General features: G+C 64.4%; 11 protein-coding genes. 7 read left to right on the forward strand and 4 right to left on the reverse strand.

Annotation, left to right across the window (positions count from 1 at the left end; translation table 11 throughout):
* Nucleotides 1-11: 11 nt before the first annotated feature.
* Nucleotides 12-2339: a 3-hydroxyacyl-CoA dehydrogenase/enoyl-CoA hydratase family protein gene (locus LK12_RS03175; RefSeq protein WP_039279219.1), complete on the reverse strand. Its 2328-nt coding sequence runs from the start codon at nucleotides 2337-2339 to the stop codon at nucleotides 12-14.
* Nucleotides 2336-3472 (reverse strand): thiolase family protein, encoded by a 1137-nt coding sequence (locus LK12_RS03180; protein ID WP_039279221.1) that lies wholly within the window; start codon nucleotides 3470-3472, stop codon nucleotides 2336-2338. The genes LK12_RS03175 and LK12_RS03180 overlap by 4 nt, the downstream gene beginning before the upstream one ends.
* 205 nt (nucleotides 3473-3677) lie before the next feature.
* Here LK12_RS03180 and LK12_RS03185 point away from each other — a divergent pair, with 205 nt between their 5' ends.
* The 7 genes from LK12_RS03185 to LK12_RS03215 all read left to right on the forward strand — a co-directional run bounded on the left by LK12_RS03185 (nucleotide 3678) and on the right by LK12_RS03215 (nucleotide 10582).
* A complete protein-coding gene (locus LK12_RS03185) occupies nucleotides 3678-4112 on the forward strand; it encodes a DUF2147 domain-containing protein (RefSeq protein ID WP_039279223.1) in 435 nt (144 codons plus the stop codon).
* Between the two features lie 44 nt (nucleotides 4113-4156).
* Nucleotides 4157-5455 (forward strand): OmpP1/FadL family transporter, encoded by a 1299-nt coding sequence (locus LK12_RS03190; protein WP_039279225.1) that lies wholly within the window; start codon nucleotides 4157-4159, stop codon nucleotides 5453-5455.
* Nucleotides 5455-7152: a long-chain-fatty-acid--CoA ligase gene (locus tag LK12_RS03195; protein WP_039279226.1), complete on the forward strand. Its 1698-nt coding sequence runs from the start codon at nucleotides 5455-5457 to the stop codon at nucleotides 7150-7152. Before LK12_RS03190 ends, LK12_RS03195 begins: the two co-directional genes overlap by 1 nt.
* A 38-nt stretch (nucleotides 7153-7190) precedes the next feature.
* Nucleotides 7191-7595, forward strand: a complete 405-nt coding sequence (locus tag LK12_RS03200) for a MerR family transcriptional regulator (protein ID WP_052223176.1) — start codon at nucleotides 7191-7193, stop codon at nucleotides 7593-7595.
* Nucleotides 7588-8460, forward strand: a complete 873-nt coding sequence (locus LK12_RS03205; protein ID WP_039279231.1) for an acyl-CoA thioesterase — start codon at nucleotides 7588-7590, stop codon at nucleotides 8458-8460. The genes LK12_RS03200 and LK12_RS03205 overlap by 8 nt, the downstream gene beginning before the upstream one ends.
* A gap of 212 nt (nucleotides 8461-8672) precedes the next feature.
* A complete protein-coding gene (locus LK12_RS03210) occupies nucleotides 8673-9251 on the forward strand; it encodes a hypothetical protein (RefSeq protein WP_052223116.1) in 579 nt (192 codons plus the stop codon).
* Nucleotides 9248-10582, forward strand: a complete 1335-nt coding sequence (locus LK12_RS03215) for a PepSY-associated TM helix domain-containing protein (protein ID WP_039279233.1) — start codon at nucleotides 9248-9250, stop codon at nucleotides 10580-10582. Before LK12_RS03210 ends, LK12_RS03215 begins: the two co-directional genes overlap by 4 nt.
* Nucleotides 10583-10587: 5 nt before the next feature.
* On the opposite strand, the gene LK12_RS03220 is transcribed toward LK12_RS03215, so the two are convergent.
* Together LK12_RS03220 and LK12_RS03225 are read right to left on the reverse strand one after the other, a co-directional pair.
* Entirely contained in the window at nucleotides 10588-12573 is a 1986-nt protein-coding gene (locus LK12_RS03220) for a tetratricopeptide repeat-containing sulfotransferase family protein (RefSeq protein ID WP_039279235.1), read from the reverse strand.
* 92 nt (nucleotides 12574-12665) lie between these two features.
* Entirely contained in the window at nucleotides 12666-15290 is a 2625-nt protein-coding gene (locus LK12_RS03225; RefSeq protein ID WP_039279237.1) for a TonB-dependent receptor, read from the reverse strand.
* Nucleotides 15291-15627 lie beyond the last annotated feature (337 nt).

Here is a 15627-nt window from a genome sequence, read left to right on the forward strand (position 1 = left end):
CCTGTATTACATCAGTTGCGCAGCGGCTTGCCGGTTTCCAGCATGTGCTCGACCCGGGCAACGCTACGCGGTTCGCGCACGAGCCGCATGAACGTTTCGCGCTCCAGCTTGAGCAGTTCCTGCTCGCTCACGGTATCGAGCGGATCGGTCTCGCCGCCCGTCAGTACCGTGGCCAGGGCATCGGAAACGACCATGTCGTACTCGGTCGCCTTGCCCTGCTTGCGGAAGCCTTCGGCCGCCAGGCTCAGCGCTGCACGGCCGCTGGGTCCCGGCAGACGGAACTCCGGTGCTTCGGGCGGCGTGTAATCATCCACGAGCGAAAGTGCCTTCTGCTTGGCGTCGTAGAGCAGCCGATCGCGGTTCATGGTGATCCCGTCATCGGGACGCAGGAACAGCATTTCCTTGGCCTGCGCGGCGGACTTGGAGACCGTGGCGGTCGAGACCGTCTCGAACACCTTGGCGACCGGCGGCATCGGACCGCGCGGCATCATCTTGGCGTTGCGCGCACGATCGAGCATCTCGCCATTGCCGCCCCAGCCCGGCACGAGGCCGACGCCGCATTCGACGAGGCCGGTGTAAAGCTCGGCGTGGGCCTGGATCGCATCGCAGTGGAGCAGGATCTCGCACCCGCCGCCGACCGCGAGGCCGGCCGGGGCCCCCACGACCGGGAAAGGCGCGTACTTGAGGCCCTTGTAGGCCATCTGCCCGCCCGCCACGAGCTTCTCGATCTCGCTGTAGGCCGCGATGTTGAGCGCGAACAGGGCAAGGCCAAGGTTCGCACCGGCCGAAAAGCTGTCGGCATCGGTATAGACGACCAGCGCCTTGTACTGCGTCTGCACCAGCGGGATGGCCTTGACGATGAGCTTCATCACCTCGCCGTCGAGCGCGTTCATCTTGCCGGTGAATTCGAGGCAGACAACACCGTCGCCCAAGTCCCACAGCGCCGCAGAGCCGTTCTTGAGCAGCGGCTTGGACGACAGCTTCACATCGGCAAGGCGCAGCACGCCTTCGGGGCGGACCACGTCGTGATACTCGCCGTCGAGCCCGAGGAACTGGCGCTTGCCGTCCTCGATCCGGTAGAATGGGCGCTCACCGGCCAGTTTGAGGATCTCCGGCACCGGCTGGCCTTCGGCTTCGAGCCGCTCGGCCAGATACCTGGCGCCGAGCGTGTCGATCATCTCGAAGGGCCCGGCCTTCCAGTTGTAGCCGAGCTTCATCGCATCATCGATCGCGACCACATCGGCGGCGGCGGACGGCACGAGGCTGGCGGCATAGGCCAGCGTTCCGCCCAGGACGGCCCAGGCATAGGCGCCGATATCGCCCTTGCTCTCGACCAGCGCCTGCAGATCTCCCTTCGCGGCGCGACCCGAAGGACCGCGGGGGCTGATCTTTTCGCGATATTCGCCGGTCTGCAGATCGATGGCTTCCTTGCGGCGGCCCATCTCCTTGTTGAGGCGATAGAACCCGCCCTTGCCCTTGCGGCCGGTGTAACCATCGGCGATCATCTTCTCGATCAACGGCATGGTCCGGGCGATCGCGTGATAGGGATCGTCCTTGGGCAGCGTCGAGGTGAGGCTCGCCTGCAGGTGCGGCATGAGGTCGATGCCGACCAGATCGACAAGGCCGAAGATGCCGGTCTTGGGCACGCCCATCGGCTTGCCCGCGATGGCATCGGCCAGTTCCACGGTCAGCCCCATGTCGAACGCGGCATTGATGCCGAGCTGGATCCAGTAGGTACCGATACGGTTGGCGATGAAGCCGGGCGTGTCGTTGGCCTGAACCACGGTCTTGCCCATCGCGACGTCTGCGAACTGCTCGACCTTCGCGGCTACGCCGGCATCGGTGTCGGGACCGGTGACGATCTCGAGCAGGCGCATGTAGCGCGGCGGGTTGAAGAAGTGCGTGATCAGGAAGTCGCGCTTGAACGCGTCCGAGCGCCCCTCGACGAGGTTGGCGAGCGGGATCGTCGAGGTGTTCGACGAGACAGCCGTACCGTCGCGCTTCACCGCTTCAAGCTTGGCATAGAGGCCCTGCTTGATGTCGAGCCGTTCGATCACCGCCTCGATCACCCAGTCGCACTCGGCAACCTTGTCGAGGTGGTCTTCGATGTTGCCGGTCTCGACCAGCTTGGCCGCCGACTTGCTCATGAAGGGCGCGGGCTCGGTCTTGAGCATCTTCGCGACGGCGCCTTCGGCGATGGCGTTGCGGTTGCTGCCTTCCTTCGGAACGATATCGAGCAGCACCACCGGCACGCCGGCATTGGCGACCTGCGCGGCGATGCCGGCACCCATGGCGCCCGCACCGATCACGCAGACTTTCTTGATGGAACTATTGCTCATTCCACGGCCTCCAGCACGGTGGCAATGCCCTGCCCGCCACCGATGCACTGCGTCGCGAGCGCGTACTTGCCGCCATCGCGCTTCAGAAGCGCGGCCGCCTTGCCGACGATGCGCGCGCCGGTCGCACCGAGCGGATGGCCCATGGCGATGGCGCCGCCGTCGATATTGGTCTTGGCCGGGTCGATGCCGAGATCCCTGATCGAAGCGATAGCCTGCGAGGCGAAGGCTTCGTTCAACTCGACCACATCGAGGTCGGCGGCGGTGATGCCCGCGCGCTTCATCGCCTTCTGGCTGGACAGGATCGGGCCGAGGCCCATGGTCTCGGGCGCACAGCCGCTGATGCTGACCGACTTGATCCGCGCCATGATCGGCAGGTTGTGCTTGCGGGCATAGTCCTCGGTGGTGACGAGCACGGCGGCCGCCCCGTCGGTGAGCGGCGAGGACGTGCCGGCCGTGACCGTGCCGTTCGCGTCAAAGGCGGGCTTGAGGCCAGCCAGATCCTCGGCGGTGGTACCGGGACGGATAGCGCCATCCTCGCTGACCGTACCGTTCCTGGTCTCGATCGGAATGATTTCCTCCACGAACTTGCCGGATTCGCGGGCACCGGCGGCACGCAACTGGCTTTCGACCGCCAGAGCTTCCTGCTCACTGCGGCCGATCTTGTACTTGGAAGCGACGTTCTCTGCCGTCTCGCCCATGCTCATGTAGACGGCGCTTCGCTTCGCCAGTTCCGGGTTGGGCATGGGATTGAAGCCCATCATCGGCACGCGGCTCATCGATTCGACACCGGCGCAAAGGAAGGCCTCTCCCGCGCCGATGGCGATCTGGCCCATTGCGTAGTGAATGCCGCTCATCGACGATCCGCAGAAGCGGTTCACGGTCATGCCACCCACCGAAATCGGCAAGTCCGCAAGCAGTCCGATGATGCGCGCGACATTGAGGCCCTGCTCGCCTTCGGGGAATGCGCAGCCCACGATCAGGTCTTCCACGTCGGCCGGATCGACGCCGGTCTTGCCGACGAGGCCGCGAATCACCTGCGCTGTCAGGTCATCGGGGCGAACCCGAGCGAGCGCGCCCTTGTTGGCCAGATGAAACGGGGAACGGGCGTAGCCCGCGATCACGACGCTTTGCATGCATTCTCTCCATCGGCAGACGCGGCCCGTCGTTTGCGGGGCCGTATCGTCGCTGTGCTGAATTCTTCCCTATAGGTGCAATTCTTTCCCTATACGTCAAGCGAATTTTCGGCTAGGTACGCTGCATCAGCCCCCGGCCGAGCCTTCGCCTGCGATCGCTCCGCGCCGGAAAACAGGGGCATGGAGAGAAGTTGAAAGGTCGCACATGACACTACGCAAACTCGCAGGCGTGGCTGTGGTTTCCGCCGCCGCGTTCGCGAATCCTGCATACGCCGCCAGCCCGGACACAGTTCTGGGCACATGGCAGACGCCCACCCGCCACGGAGTGGTGGAAATCACCCGTTGCGGCGAATCGATCTGCGGAAAGCTGCTCGAATCGGACGGCATTCGCGACAACGCCGACCTGCGCGACGTGAACAACAAGGACGAAGCCAAGCGCGCGCGCCGCGTGAAGGGGCTCAAGATGCTCGGCGGCTTCGAACGCGATGACGAGAAGTGGACCAGCGGCTGGGTCTACAATGCGGAAGACGGAGGCACATACAAGGCAACGATAACCCCCACCGGAACCAATACCCTCAAACTCAAGGGCTGCATCGTCTGGCCCCTGTGCAAGACGCAGACATGGACCCGAATGCCATGACCGCGCGTTGCACCAACAGGAATGAATTTGGGAGATCCCTCAAAATGAAAAAGATTTACGGTCGCATCCTCCTGACGGGCACGGCCTCTGCCCTGGCCCTCGGCATGGCGGGAGCCGCCCATGCCCAGGCCTTCTACCTGCAGGAACAGTCGGTTCGTGCGCAAGGCCGCGCCTTTTCCGGTGAGGCTGCCGACACCGGTGTCGATTCCATCTGGTGGAACCCGGCCGCCATCGCCGGCATGGAAGGCGGCGAGGCAGCCGTTCACGTCAGCGCCATTCTGCCGCGCGGCAAGGTGACGGACCAGGGCACGGTCATAGTCCGCCCAGGCCAAGCCCCTGCGCCGGTCGGCGGCGATCCCGTCACCAAGAACCCCATCGACAACGGCGTCCTGCCGTCCGGCGCGGTCGCCTACGGTTTCGGCAAGGTTGCGCTGGGCCTCGCGGTCACCTCGCCCTACTCGTTCACCACCAACTATGCCGCAGACAGCTGGACCCGCTACACTGCCGACAAGACCAAGCTGCGCACGATCGACATCCAGCCCACCGTCGCGGTGGAACTGTCCCCGGGTCTCAAGATCGGCGCCGGTCTCAACATCGAACACGCCGACGCCACTTTGAGCAACTACCTGCCCAACCTCTCGCCGCTGCTGGCCGACGGGCACCAGAAGCTTTCGGGCAAGGGATGGGACATCGGCTGGTCGGCCGGCGTGCAGTACCACACCGGCCCGCTGTCGCTGGGCCTCGCCTACAAGTCGAGCGTCGAGCACACGCTCAAGGGTTCGGTGGAAACGACCGGGCTGCTCGGCCCGCTGGCCGGCCAGAACGGCACGGTCTCTACCAAGGCGAAGTTCTCGACCCCTTGGCAGGCGGTGGGCAGCATCCGCTTCCGCGCCACCGACAAGCTGACGCTCAACGGCCAGATTGTCCGCTATGGCTGGAGCAAGTTCGATTCCATCGACCTGGGCGATCCGCTCAACGTGTCGATCCCGGAAAACTACAAGAACGTGTGGAGTTATTCCTTCGGCGCCGATTACGCGGTGAGCCCACAGTGGACGGTGCGCGCGGGCATTCAGCATGCCGGCACGCCGACCCGCGACGGGGAGCGTGACGCACGCGTGCCGGATTCCGATCGCTGGAATTTCTCGGCCGGCACCAGCTACGCGCTGAACAGCAAGTTCACGATCGATGCTGCGGCCTCCTACATCGCCTTCAAGGACGCCACTATCGACCGCACCACTGCGGCCTATGCAGGCACGCCGGTGCAAACGCCGATCCTGGTAGACGGCACGCTCACAGACGCATCCGCGCTTGTCTTCTCTCTCGGCGCTCGGGTGAAGTTCTGATGAGTGGCGCGGCGACGATCGGCGGCAGCGACCGTCCGGCATCCTCCTCCCAACAGCCGGAAGAGATGCCGCCGATCGCGCCGCGGTTGCTGACCGATTTGCTCGACCATGCCGTAGAGCATCACGGGAAGTGGCCTGCCGTGGACTTCATGGGCAGGCAATGGACGTACGCCGAGATCGGCGATCTCGCCCGCAAGGCGGCGCGGGGCCTGCAGGATCTCGGCGTGACGAAGGGCACGCGCGTCGGCCTGTGCCTGCCCAATACGCACTACTACGTCGTCTGCTATTTCGCGATCCTGCGGATCGGCGGCGTCGTGGTGAACTTCAATCCGCTCTACACCGAGCGGGAAATGGCCCACCTGGTCGAGGATTCGGGTGCCGAAGTGATGATCACTTCCGACCTTTCTCTATCCTTGCCAAAGGTCGCGCCGCTGGTCGGGACCTTCAATCTCAAGCGCGTGGTCGTCTGCCCGTTTGCCGACGGTCTTCCCAGCATGAAGCGCAGGGCCTTCCTGCTGTTCAAGCGGCGCGACATCGCTCACGAACCGCACGACCTGCGTTACGTCCGCTTCACGGACCTGATCGCGCGTGATGCCGATCTCGATCCCGTAGAGCGCAAGCCGGACGATCTGGCCGTGCTGCAATATACCGGCGGCACCACCGGCGTGCCCAAGGGCGCGATGCTGACCCATGCCAACCTTGCGGCGAACTCGGCGCAGATGATCGCCCATGTCGGCCACATGCCGGACCGGCAGGAGCGCACGCTGGGCGTCTTGCCGCTGTTCCACGTCTTCGCACTGACGACGGTGCTGAACTATTCCGTCGACACCGCAGCCGAGATGATCCTGCTGCCCCGCTTCGAGATGAAGTCGTTCCTCGCCACCGCGCGGCGCACCAAGCCGACGCAGTTTTTCGGGGTCCCGACCCTCTACACGGCGCTGAATCACCAGGATCTGCACGGTGAATTCGACAGTGTGCGCGTGTGCATTTCCGGGGGCGCTCCGCTCCCCCTGGAAGTCCGCAAGGCCTTCGAGGACAGGACGGGTGTGCGGGTGGTGGAGGGCTACGGCCTTTCGGAAGCGAGCCCGATCATTACCTGCAATCCGCTCGAAGGCGTCGTGAAGGACAATTCCTGCGGCCCCGCCTTTCCCGGCACCGCCATCGAAGTGCGCGACCCGGACGAGCCCACGCGGCTGTGCAAGCAGGGCGAAAAGGGCGAGGTCTGCGCGCGTGGCCCGCAAGTCATGCTGGGCTACTGGAATCGCCCCGAGGAATCGGCGCGGACCTTCATCTACGGTGCCCTGCGCACCGGCGACATTGGCTATCTCGACGAAGACGGCTATCTTTTCCTCGTCGACAGGATCAAGGACATGATCCTGTGCGGGGGCTACAACGTCTATCCGAGGATCATCGAGGAAGCCATCTACGAGCATCCCATGGTTGCAGAGGCCGCCGTGATCGGCGTGCCTGACGAGTATCGCGGCCAGTCCCCCAAGGCATTCGTGACGCTTCACGAGGGGGGTGTATTGAGCGAAGAGGAACTGCTGGATTTCCTGGGCGAGCGGCTCAGCAAGATCGAGATGCCCAGCGCGATCGAATTCCGCGACACCCTGCCAAAGACCATGGTGGGCAAGCTGTCCAAGAAGGATCTTGCCGCCGAGGAAGCCGCGCGCGGGGAAGCGGGACAGGCCACGTGAGCGCCGCCAGCGCCGCACCCGCTTCGGATGTCCAGCAGATGCTGGGCATCCACGACGCCGCCAAGATGCTCGGCGTGACCATGCGCACCTTGCGCTTCTACGAGGACAAGGGCCTGATTGCCCCCCAGCGGGTGGGCACCACGCGCATCTATTCGCGCCGCGAAATCGGCCGCATGCAACTCATCCTGCGCGGCAAGCGGCTGGGGTTTTCGATCCGCGAGATCAAGGAATTTCTCGACCTCTACGACGTCGACCCCGAACACGTGGAGCAAGTCCGCCAGCTGCGCGTCAAGGTGAACCAGCGCATCAGCGACCTGCGCAAGCAGAAGCGCGCTATCGAGCAGACCCTGGAAGAATTGCTGACGATCGATCAGCAGGCCCAGGACTGGCTGGATGAGGCCCCCGTCGGTTCTTCCCAAGGCGAGGACAATTCCCGTGACTGACGCACTGCAGGCGGCCGTCGACGAACTGCGCGACCTGCTGACGATCGAAGACCTCGACACGGACCTCTATCGCGGCGCCGCCGCGGCCGAAGGACCGGAGCGCGTATTCGGGGGGCAGGTGGTGGCACAGGCGCTGTCCGCCGCCGCGCGCTCCATGCCGAAAAGCGACCAGGCCCATTCACTGCATGCCTATTTTCTGCGTGCCGGCGACACGACCCGTCCGATAATCTACCGCGTCCTGCGCGACTTCGACGGCGGCAGCTTTGCCAATCGCCGCGTCGTCGCCATGCAGGGCGGGCTGCCGATCCTCAATCTCGCCGCCTCGTTCCACCGGCCAGAAGACGGCTTCAGCCATGCCGCGGCCATGCCCGATGTTCCACCGCCCGAAGCCTGTCCGGATCTTGTCACTGCACTATCGGCTTCCGGCCAGCCCATGCCCTCGGCCATGCTGGAGCGGCTTGCCGCCTTCGACGTGCGCCCGGGACCGCCCTCGCCCGATGGCGGCGGTTCGGGAATGCCGAGCCAGTTCCTGTGGTTTCGCCTTGCCCGGCCCATGGACGCCGACCCGGCCATGCGGCGCATCGTGCTGGCCTATGCGAGCGATTTCGCGCTGGTGACCACGGCCGTGCTGCCCCACCCGGTCGACTTCTTTTCGCCCCGGCTGCAAATGGCCAGCCTGGATCACGCCGTCTGGTTCCACGACACCCCGCCGGTCGACGACTGGCTGCTCTATGCCATGGACAGTCCGTGGTCGGGACATGCCCGCGGTTTCGCGCGGGGAATGATCTTCGATCGGTCGGGAAACCTGTTTGCCAGCATCGCGCAGGAAGGTCTGTGCCGCGTGGTCGAGCCCAGGAAGGACTGAAGGTCACACGTCTTTGGCATGCCCCGATGCCGGGAAAGCGAACCGGAGCGAGAAACGAACGACCGGCGCTCGCCAAAATTCATCGAAACCCATTCTTGCTATTGCAACTTATTCGCATTACACGCTCCAGTGATACCTTGGGGAGCATCAATGCGAAATCGAAGGATTGCCGAACAGCGGCGCAATGAACACTGCCGACGGGGTCGTGCAGCGTGATCGCCAATGCCTTGCTGACCGGTGGCTGTGCCAGCGTGATCGCCGGAGTTGCAGTCCTGCGCGCCGCATGGGCACGTCCGCGGCGCAGGCCCGCGCTCAATACCGCCGGCTGGGGCCTCTTGCTTGCCGGGGCCGGGGCCGGATTGTCCGCCGCCGGCGCCTGGGGCACGTCCATCGTCGCGCTCGCCGGCATGGCAGCCGCCTGCCTGGTCCTCGCGTGGGCCGCCGCGACCGCCCCGCCCGGGCGGCAAAGGGCCTCTGATCGCCGTGTCCACATGCTGCCGGAAGGGGCCGAACCGCTTCGCCTTGGAGCACGTCTCACGACATTCGTGCTCGTGGCGCTCGTGGCCACCATAGTCTCGGCGGCGTTGGCCGTTTCCGTGGGCCATGTCGCGCGCCTTGCCGGATGGAGCGCGGCCGACAGCACCGTGACGGCGCTGCTGGCCATGCCCCTGACATGGTCGGCAATCACCTTCTTCCTCACCCTGCAGCCTGGCCGGGCCAGCCAGATCAAGGTGCTGGCGATATCCAGTGCGCCCGTGGTGCTGGTGCTGGCCCTGGGAGCATTCGCATGAGCGCCAGTCCCCCTCCCTCGACGGTCAAGCGCGCACTTGCCAGCCATGCCGCCGTCGGTCTCGTTGCAGGTGCCCTGCTCTATCTCGTCTGCCTGACCGGCACGATCTCGGTTTTCTACGCCGAATTGCAGCGGCTTGAACAACCGGATGCACCGGAGATGTCCGAAATCGCTCCATCCGCGGCGCAGCGCGCTGTCACCGCCGTGCTCGCGACAGAAAGGCCTGCGACGGAGCATCTCTACGTCCATCTCCCCGTAAGCGATCTTCCGCGCACGACAATCACCACCGACAATCGGGCCGTTCACGTGGCAGCGGACGGAAGCCTTGCCGGACCCGAAGAAATCGCCTGGTCCGACTTTCTCGTGGCCCTCCACTATGAGCTCAATGTTCCCGGCCTCGTAGGGTTGACGGTGGTCGGCGCGCTCGGGGCCATGATCCTCGCCCTGGTGATTTCGGGACTGGTGGCACACCCCAGGATATTTCGCGATGCCTTCCGCCTGCGCGCACGGGATGCCGGCGGAATTGGGCTGGCGGATTGGCACAATCGCCTCAGCGTGTGGACGTTGCCCTTTTCCATCGCCATCGCCCTCACCGGCGCCATGATCGGCCTCGCCTCGGTAACGGCCTACGGAATCGCGAGCTTTTATCACGACGGCGACCTCGAGGCCGTCTACGCCCCCCTCTTCGGCGAGGAAGGGCCAAAAGACGAATCGCCCGCGCCCGCTCCCAACGTAGCGCGCGCTTTGGCGTACATGCAGACGCACTATCCGTCGGTCACGCCGATCTATGCCTTCGTGCACGAGCCGTTGACGCGCGGGCAGACGATCCAGATCTGGGCCAAGCACCCTCGGCGGCTGATCTTCGCCGAGTACTACCACTTCGATGCCGACGGCGCCTTTCGGCATACGACGGGACTGGCCGACGGCAAGCTCGGCCAGCAGCTGGCGGCATCCGCCTATGACCTGCACTTCGGCAACTACGGAGGCCTGCCGGTCAAGCTCGCCTATGTGCTCTTCGGTACGGCGCTGACCGCGATCTGTGCGACCGGGATCTATATATGGCTGGGCAAACGGCGCCGGAGGGGCCTTAACGAACCGCGCCTGCGCAAGACCTGGGACGCGGTGGTGTGGGGATCGCCCCTGCTGGTCGCGCTGACGCTGGCAGTTCGCCTCGCCTTCGGCAATGCCGCCCCGTTCGTGGCGCTGTTCTGGAGCGGTTTTGCCGTGATCCTGGCCGCTGCCCTGCTGCCCTTGCCACCCGAACGGTTCCGGCGTTGGCTGTTCGGCCTTCTGGCCATGGCCTGCGGCGGCGTGGTCATCCTGTCGATCTGACGGCGTCAGGCCGCCAGATCACCCAGCGCCTCGCGCAGCGGCTGAAGCCAGGCCTCGTAGGGCTTCCACGCATCGACCCCGGCGCGCGAGATCGGCCGGCGCACCTGTTCCGAACTGGCCGTTCGTACCGCCCGATCGGTCTTGTGGAAGTCCAGGCAGGCGGGATCGAACGGCACGCCGATGTGATCGAGCATGCGCCGGACCTGCCCTTCCAGATCGTCCAGCACATCCTCGTGCTGAACCCGCAGCACCTTGCCCGGCAGCACGGAATCCCAATGCTCCATCAGCTTCACGTAGTCGGCATAGTAGCGGCCGACCTGTTCCAGACCGTAGGTAAACTCCTGCCCTTCGGCGAAGAGCTGCTTGAAGCCCGAGAAGCAGCAGTCCAACGGCGCGCGGCGGGCATCGATGATCTTGGCGTTGGGCAGGATCAGGTGGATCAGGCCGATATGCCGGAAATTGTTGGGCATCTTGTCGATGAACAGCGGCGCCCCCTGACGGTGGACGCTGGTGCTCTCGATATAGCTCTTGCCCATTCCGGCAAGCTGTTCGCCGGTCAGCTCGTGCAGGATCTGCGGATAGCGCGACTCCCCGGCCCGGCGCCCGCGCAACCGGTGCGCCAGCGCAAGAATGTCGGGCAGTTCCAGCGTGCCGTCGATCATCGGATGCGAGGCAAGGATCTGCTCGAGCAGCGTCGAACCGGCGCGCGGCAGGCCGACGATGAAGATCGGATCGGGCGCGGGACAACCATTCCCCGCGTTCTTAGCGAAGAGATCGGCCGTGCAGTGCTGAGCCTGCGCTGCCAGTTCCGCGCTCATGCGGTCGGCGTCGTAGCGGGTCTGCCGGCGCTTGAGTGCATTGCCCTCATCATAATAGCGGAAGGCCTGCGCGTAGTCGCCGGCATCCTCGCAGGCCTTGGCCATCGCGAAAGTCAGGTGGACGCGATCCATGAAGGCCAGATCGCTGCGACCTAGCTGCGTGCGCATGGCTTCGAGGTCGGCGGGATCGAAGCGCCAGGTCTTGAGATTGGCGAGCGCATACCAGGCATCGCCGTGATCGGGCTTGGCGGCAATCGCGGCGCGATAGGCGGCGACGGCCTCGTCTCCGCCCCGCGCGGTCTTGAGCGCGTGCCCCTTGCTGGTGAGCGTGGCCGGATCGCCCGGCACCTTGTCCAGCACCTGGTCGAACAGCGCAAAGGCGCGCTCGTAATCCCCGGTCTGCATGGCTTCGATGGCAAGGTGTGAAGCGAAGAGCAGATTGTCCGGATCGCGCACATATAGCGCTTCGGCCTGTTCCAGCGCGCGGGCGAACTTCTGCCGCTTGCGCAGCGTCTGGATGTAGTCGAGCCGCAGCTGCACATTGTCGGGCGCAAAGGTAACGGCGCTTTCGAGCAGGAACTCGGCATCGTCGAGCACGCCCAGTCGGCTGCCGATCTCGGCCAGCAGGCGCATGCCCTCCACATCGCGCGGGTGCTGGCGCAGATAATGGCGGCAGATTTCCTCGGCCCGCAGCAGCCGGCCTTCGTGCAGATGGTTGGAAACCGCGAGCAACTCGCGCGGCAGGGCCGAGACCCGCTCCGCTTGCGCCCGGGCCGTAGCCGCTTCGGCCGGACGGCCAGTCTGGGCATAGAGATCGACCTGCGCGCGCCAGCTCGCTTCGAGAACCGGGTTGTAGCGAACCGCGCGGGCATAGGCCGCCAGGGCGCGCTCGACCTGCCCCTGGGCCCGCGCCAGATGGCCGCGTTCCTGCCAGCAACGCCCGTACTCAGGCATTACCGCGCTCAGCCGATCGAGCAGTGCCGACGCTTCCTTGAACTTTTCCAGATAGCGGCAGGCGACCGCAGCCAGATAGAGCGCCTCGGCGTTCTCCGGCTCCTGCGTCAGGATCGTCTCTGCCCCGGCGTGGGCATCTTCGAACCTGCCCGCGCGCAGGGCATCCTGCGCCGCGGCTAATGCCTCGCCCCCGGGGCGCGTCTGATCTGGATCGGCCATCGTTCTTCCTTGCCGCAAACGGGAAGCGGCAGGCAAGGCCCCCTTGGCCCTGCCTGCCGCCCGACTTTCGTCAGCGTGACGAATGTACTGGCTTAGTAGTGCCAGCCCACACGCATACCGACCGTGAGGGGCCGGTTGGTGGTGATGCGCGGACGGTCGAAGTTGAACGAGCCCGCGATCTCGGCGCGCGTGTCGGTCAGGTTCTCACCATAGACTTCGAAGCTCCACTGGTCCTTCTTCACACCGGCCGACAGACTGAAGGTGGTGTAGCTGTCCAGCTTCAGACGGTTGATGTCGATGATATCGGTGTACTTCGAACCGGAGTGCACGACCTGCGGCATCACATGGGCCACCATGCCGGTGTCGCCCAGATCCCATTCGTACCGCACGCGCAGATTGCCCTGGAAGCTCGGCGCGTAGGCGAGGTCAAAGCCCTCACGCACGTCGTTGGTCGGGACGAGCACCTTGGTGACCTTGGTGTTCAGGAACGAGAACGCGCCGGCGAGGGTCAGCCCCGGTACCGCATAGGGTGCGAAGGTGAAGTCGCCCTCGACACCGTAGATACGTGCATCGGCCGCGTTGTCCGAGAAGAACAGGTTGGTGATGCTGGGATCGAAGATGGTCGTCTGCAGCCTCGAGATGTCGACGTAGTAGGCGCTGCCGTTGAAGCGTACCTGACGGTCGAATCCCTGCATTTTCCAGCCGAATTCGTAGTTCTTCACTTCGTCGGTATCGAGCGCGTAGGGCACGACGTAGTCACCCGGGCCATTCGCGCCGCCAGGGCGGTTCAACAGGCCGGGACGGAAGCCTTCGGAATACGTGGCGTAGAACATCACGTCGTCCATGGGCTTGTAGGTCAGAGTGCCCTTGAAGATCGTACCGTTCGTCTTGGCCGAACCCGGAACACCCGGCGCACGGTCGGGACCGTATTTCAGATCAAGGTTGGTACCGCCGCAGCCGGGGATGTTGACCTGATCTGCCGGGTCCACACCCGCATTCGCACCGAAGATGGGCGAATTGAGCTTGCAGAAGGCAGACGTTGCAGCACCTTCGAGATCGACCTTGACGTCGTAGTACCGCGCACCGCCGGTGATGGTCAGCACGTCAGGAATGATGTCGAAGGAAGCTTCGCCGAAAATGCCCCACTGCTTGTCGGTACGCTTCACGTCGTTGCGGAAGCCCACGCCTTCGGGAAGCGGGCCGGGATCGCTGAAGTAGCCCGGATAGGCATTGCCGACAGTGCCGGTAACCTCGGTATTGGTGAAGGGATAGACCGGCGCAAACCCGGTCGTGACGCCATCCGAACCACGTACCATTTCCGATGCGTAATAGTAGTCGTTGCGCTCCTTCAGCACGAGATTCTGATAGAAACCGCCCGCGGTGGCGCGAATGCGGTTTTCCTCGGGCGTGCTGAAACGCAGTTCCTGCGTGAACACGCTCGTCTCGCTGTGCGACTTCACGGCAAGGTTGGGCGCATAGCACGTCGGGTCCGCCGGTGCGGAGGCGACATAACCGGGGTACGAAACCGCCGTATCGCACATGTAGTACGGGATGTACTGGCCGACGAAGAGATAGTCGGAATAGCCGACGTTCTGATCGGTTTCACGGTCGGTGTAAGCACCGGTGTAGACGATGTCGAGCGCGGCAAGGCGGCCTTCGACCGTCCAGGAGGTGTTCGAGAAATCGTCTTCGAGACGATCATCCGAGAAGCGCTGGATGTCCAGATTGTCGAGGCCCAGCTCCGGATCGGCGAAGAACACGCCGTCCGATTCCACGCTCTGGCGCATGTGCGCCACGGTCAGCTTCCAGTCGTTGTTGAACTCGTAGAGGCCGCTGACACGGAAGCCGGAGTACAGCGTGTCGTTGAAGTTGTCTTCGACCAGCCGGGCGTTGTCCGCCTCGATGAACGTCACGTTCGAAAGGTCGGCGTTCTGCTGGAAGCCGGCGCGCCGCGCGCTGACCGGCACGCCGTTGTAACGCACCGTGCCTTCGGGACGGAAACGGGCGCTGTCGGCCATCGAGCGGGTGCCGTAGACATTGTCGATGTAGCCGCCCTGATCGTCGAGGAAGACGACGCCACGCAGCGCGAACCGGTCGGTGACCGGCACGTTGAGCATGACTTCGCCCTTGTAGCTGCTCTCTCCGCCCTTGGTGAAGGACACGCCGGCCTTGGCCGAAGCGTCGAAGCCGGCAAGATCGGGCTTGTTGGTGATCAGGCGCACCACGCCGGCCTGCGAGCTGGCGCCGAACAGCGTGCCCTGCGGACCGGCCAGAACCTCGATGCGCTCGAGGTCGGCGGCATAGACGTCGAGGTTGCGGCCCGGCTGCGAAAGCGGCTGCTCGTCGAGATACATGGCGACGTTGGGCGCGAGGCCGGCGACACCGGCCGTCGTCAGGTTCGGCGTCGTCGAGGCGAGGCCGCGAATGTAGATCGTGCTCTGCCCCGGGCCCGATCCGCCGGCCGTCAGGCTCGGCAGCTGCTCGAGGTAGTCGTCGAAGGTATCGACGCCCAGGTTATCCAGTTCCTCGCCGCCGAGCGCGTTGACCGACAACGGGACGTCCTGGAGGTTCTCTGTACGCTTCGTCGCGGTAACGACGATTTCGGTGATGCCACCCTGACGCTGGGCCGGCGCGGCTTCCTGAGCGTGGGCGGTGCCCGACGCGGCGATAGCGATTGCCAGCGCGCCGATGGACGCGCCGCTGCAATGCTTCAACATAATGGTTCCCCTGTGCTGACTACGGGCTTGGTATGACGCAGGCACCACAAGGGCGCCCCGGCGTTGCCGAAACGTCATAGATGCAGGATTTGGAAACGAGTCCAACTCTGCCCCGGCGGGGCCGTTATACAAACAACACCGGCATTTCCAGACCGTCCGTGACGATCATGTGTCATGAGATTTGAGTTGTTGCATAATGACAACACCGGATTTGTACGCAAAACCAGTGAGCCGACCGCTGAGATAGATTCAAATGAAAAATTTACTTACTTATACCTTACTTATTATCTGTACTTAGGAGAACATTCGAATAAGGTATAAAAGGAAGTAAATATTA

The organism is Novosphingobium malaysiense (genome assembly GCF_000802225.1).
In the GTDB taxonomy this organism is placed as follows: Bacteria; Pseudomonadota; Alphaproteobacteria; order Sphingomonadales; family Sphingomonadaceae; genus Novosphingobium; species Novosphingobium malaysiense.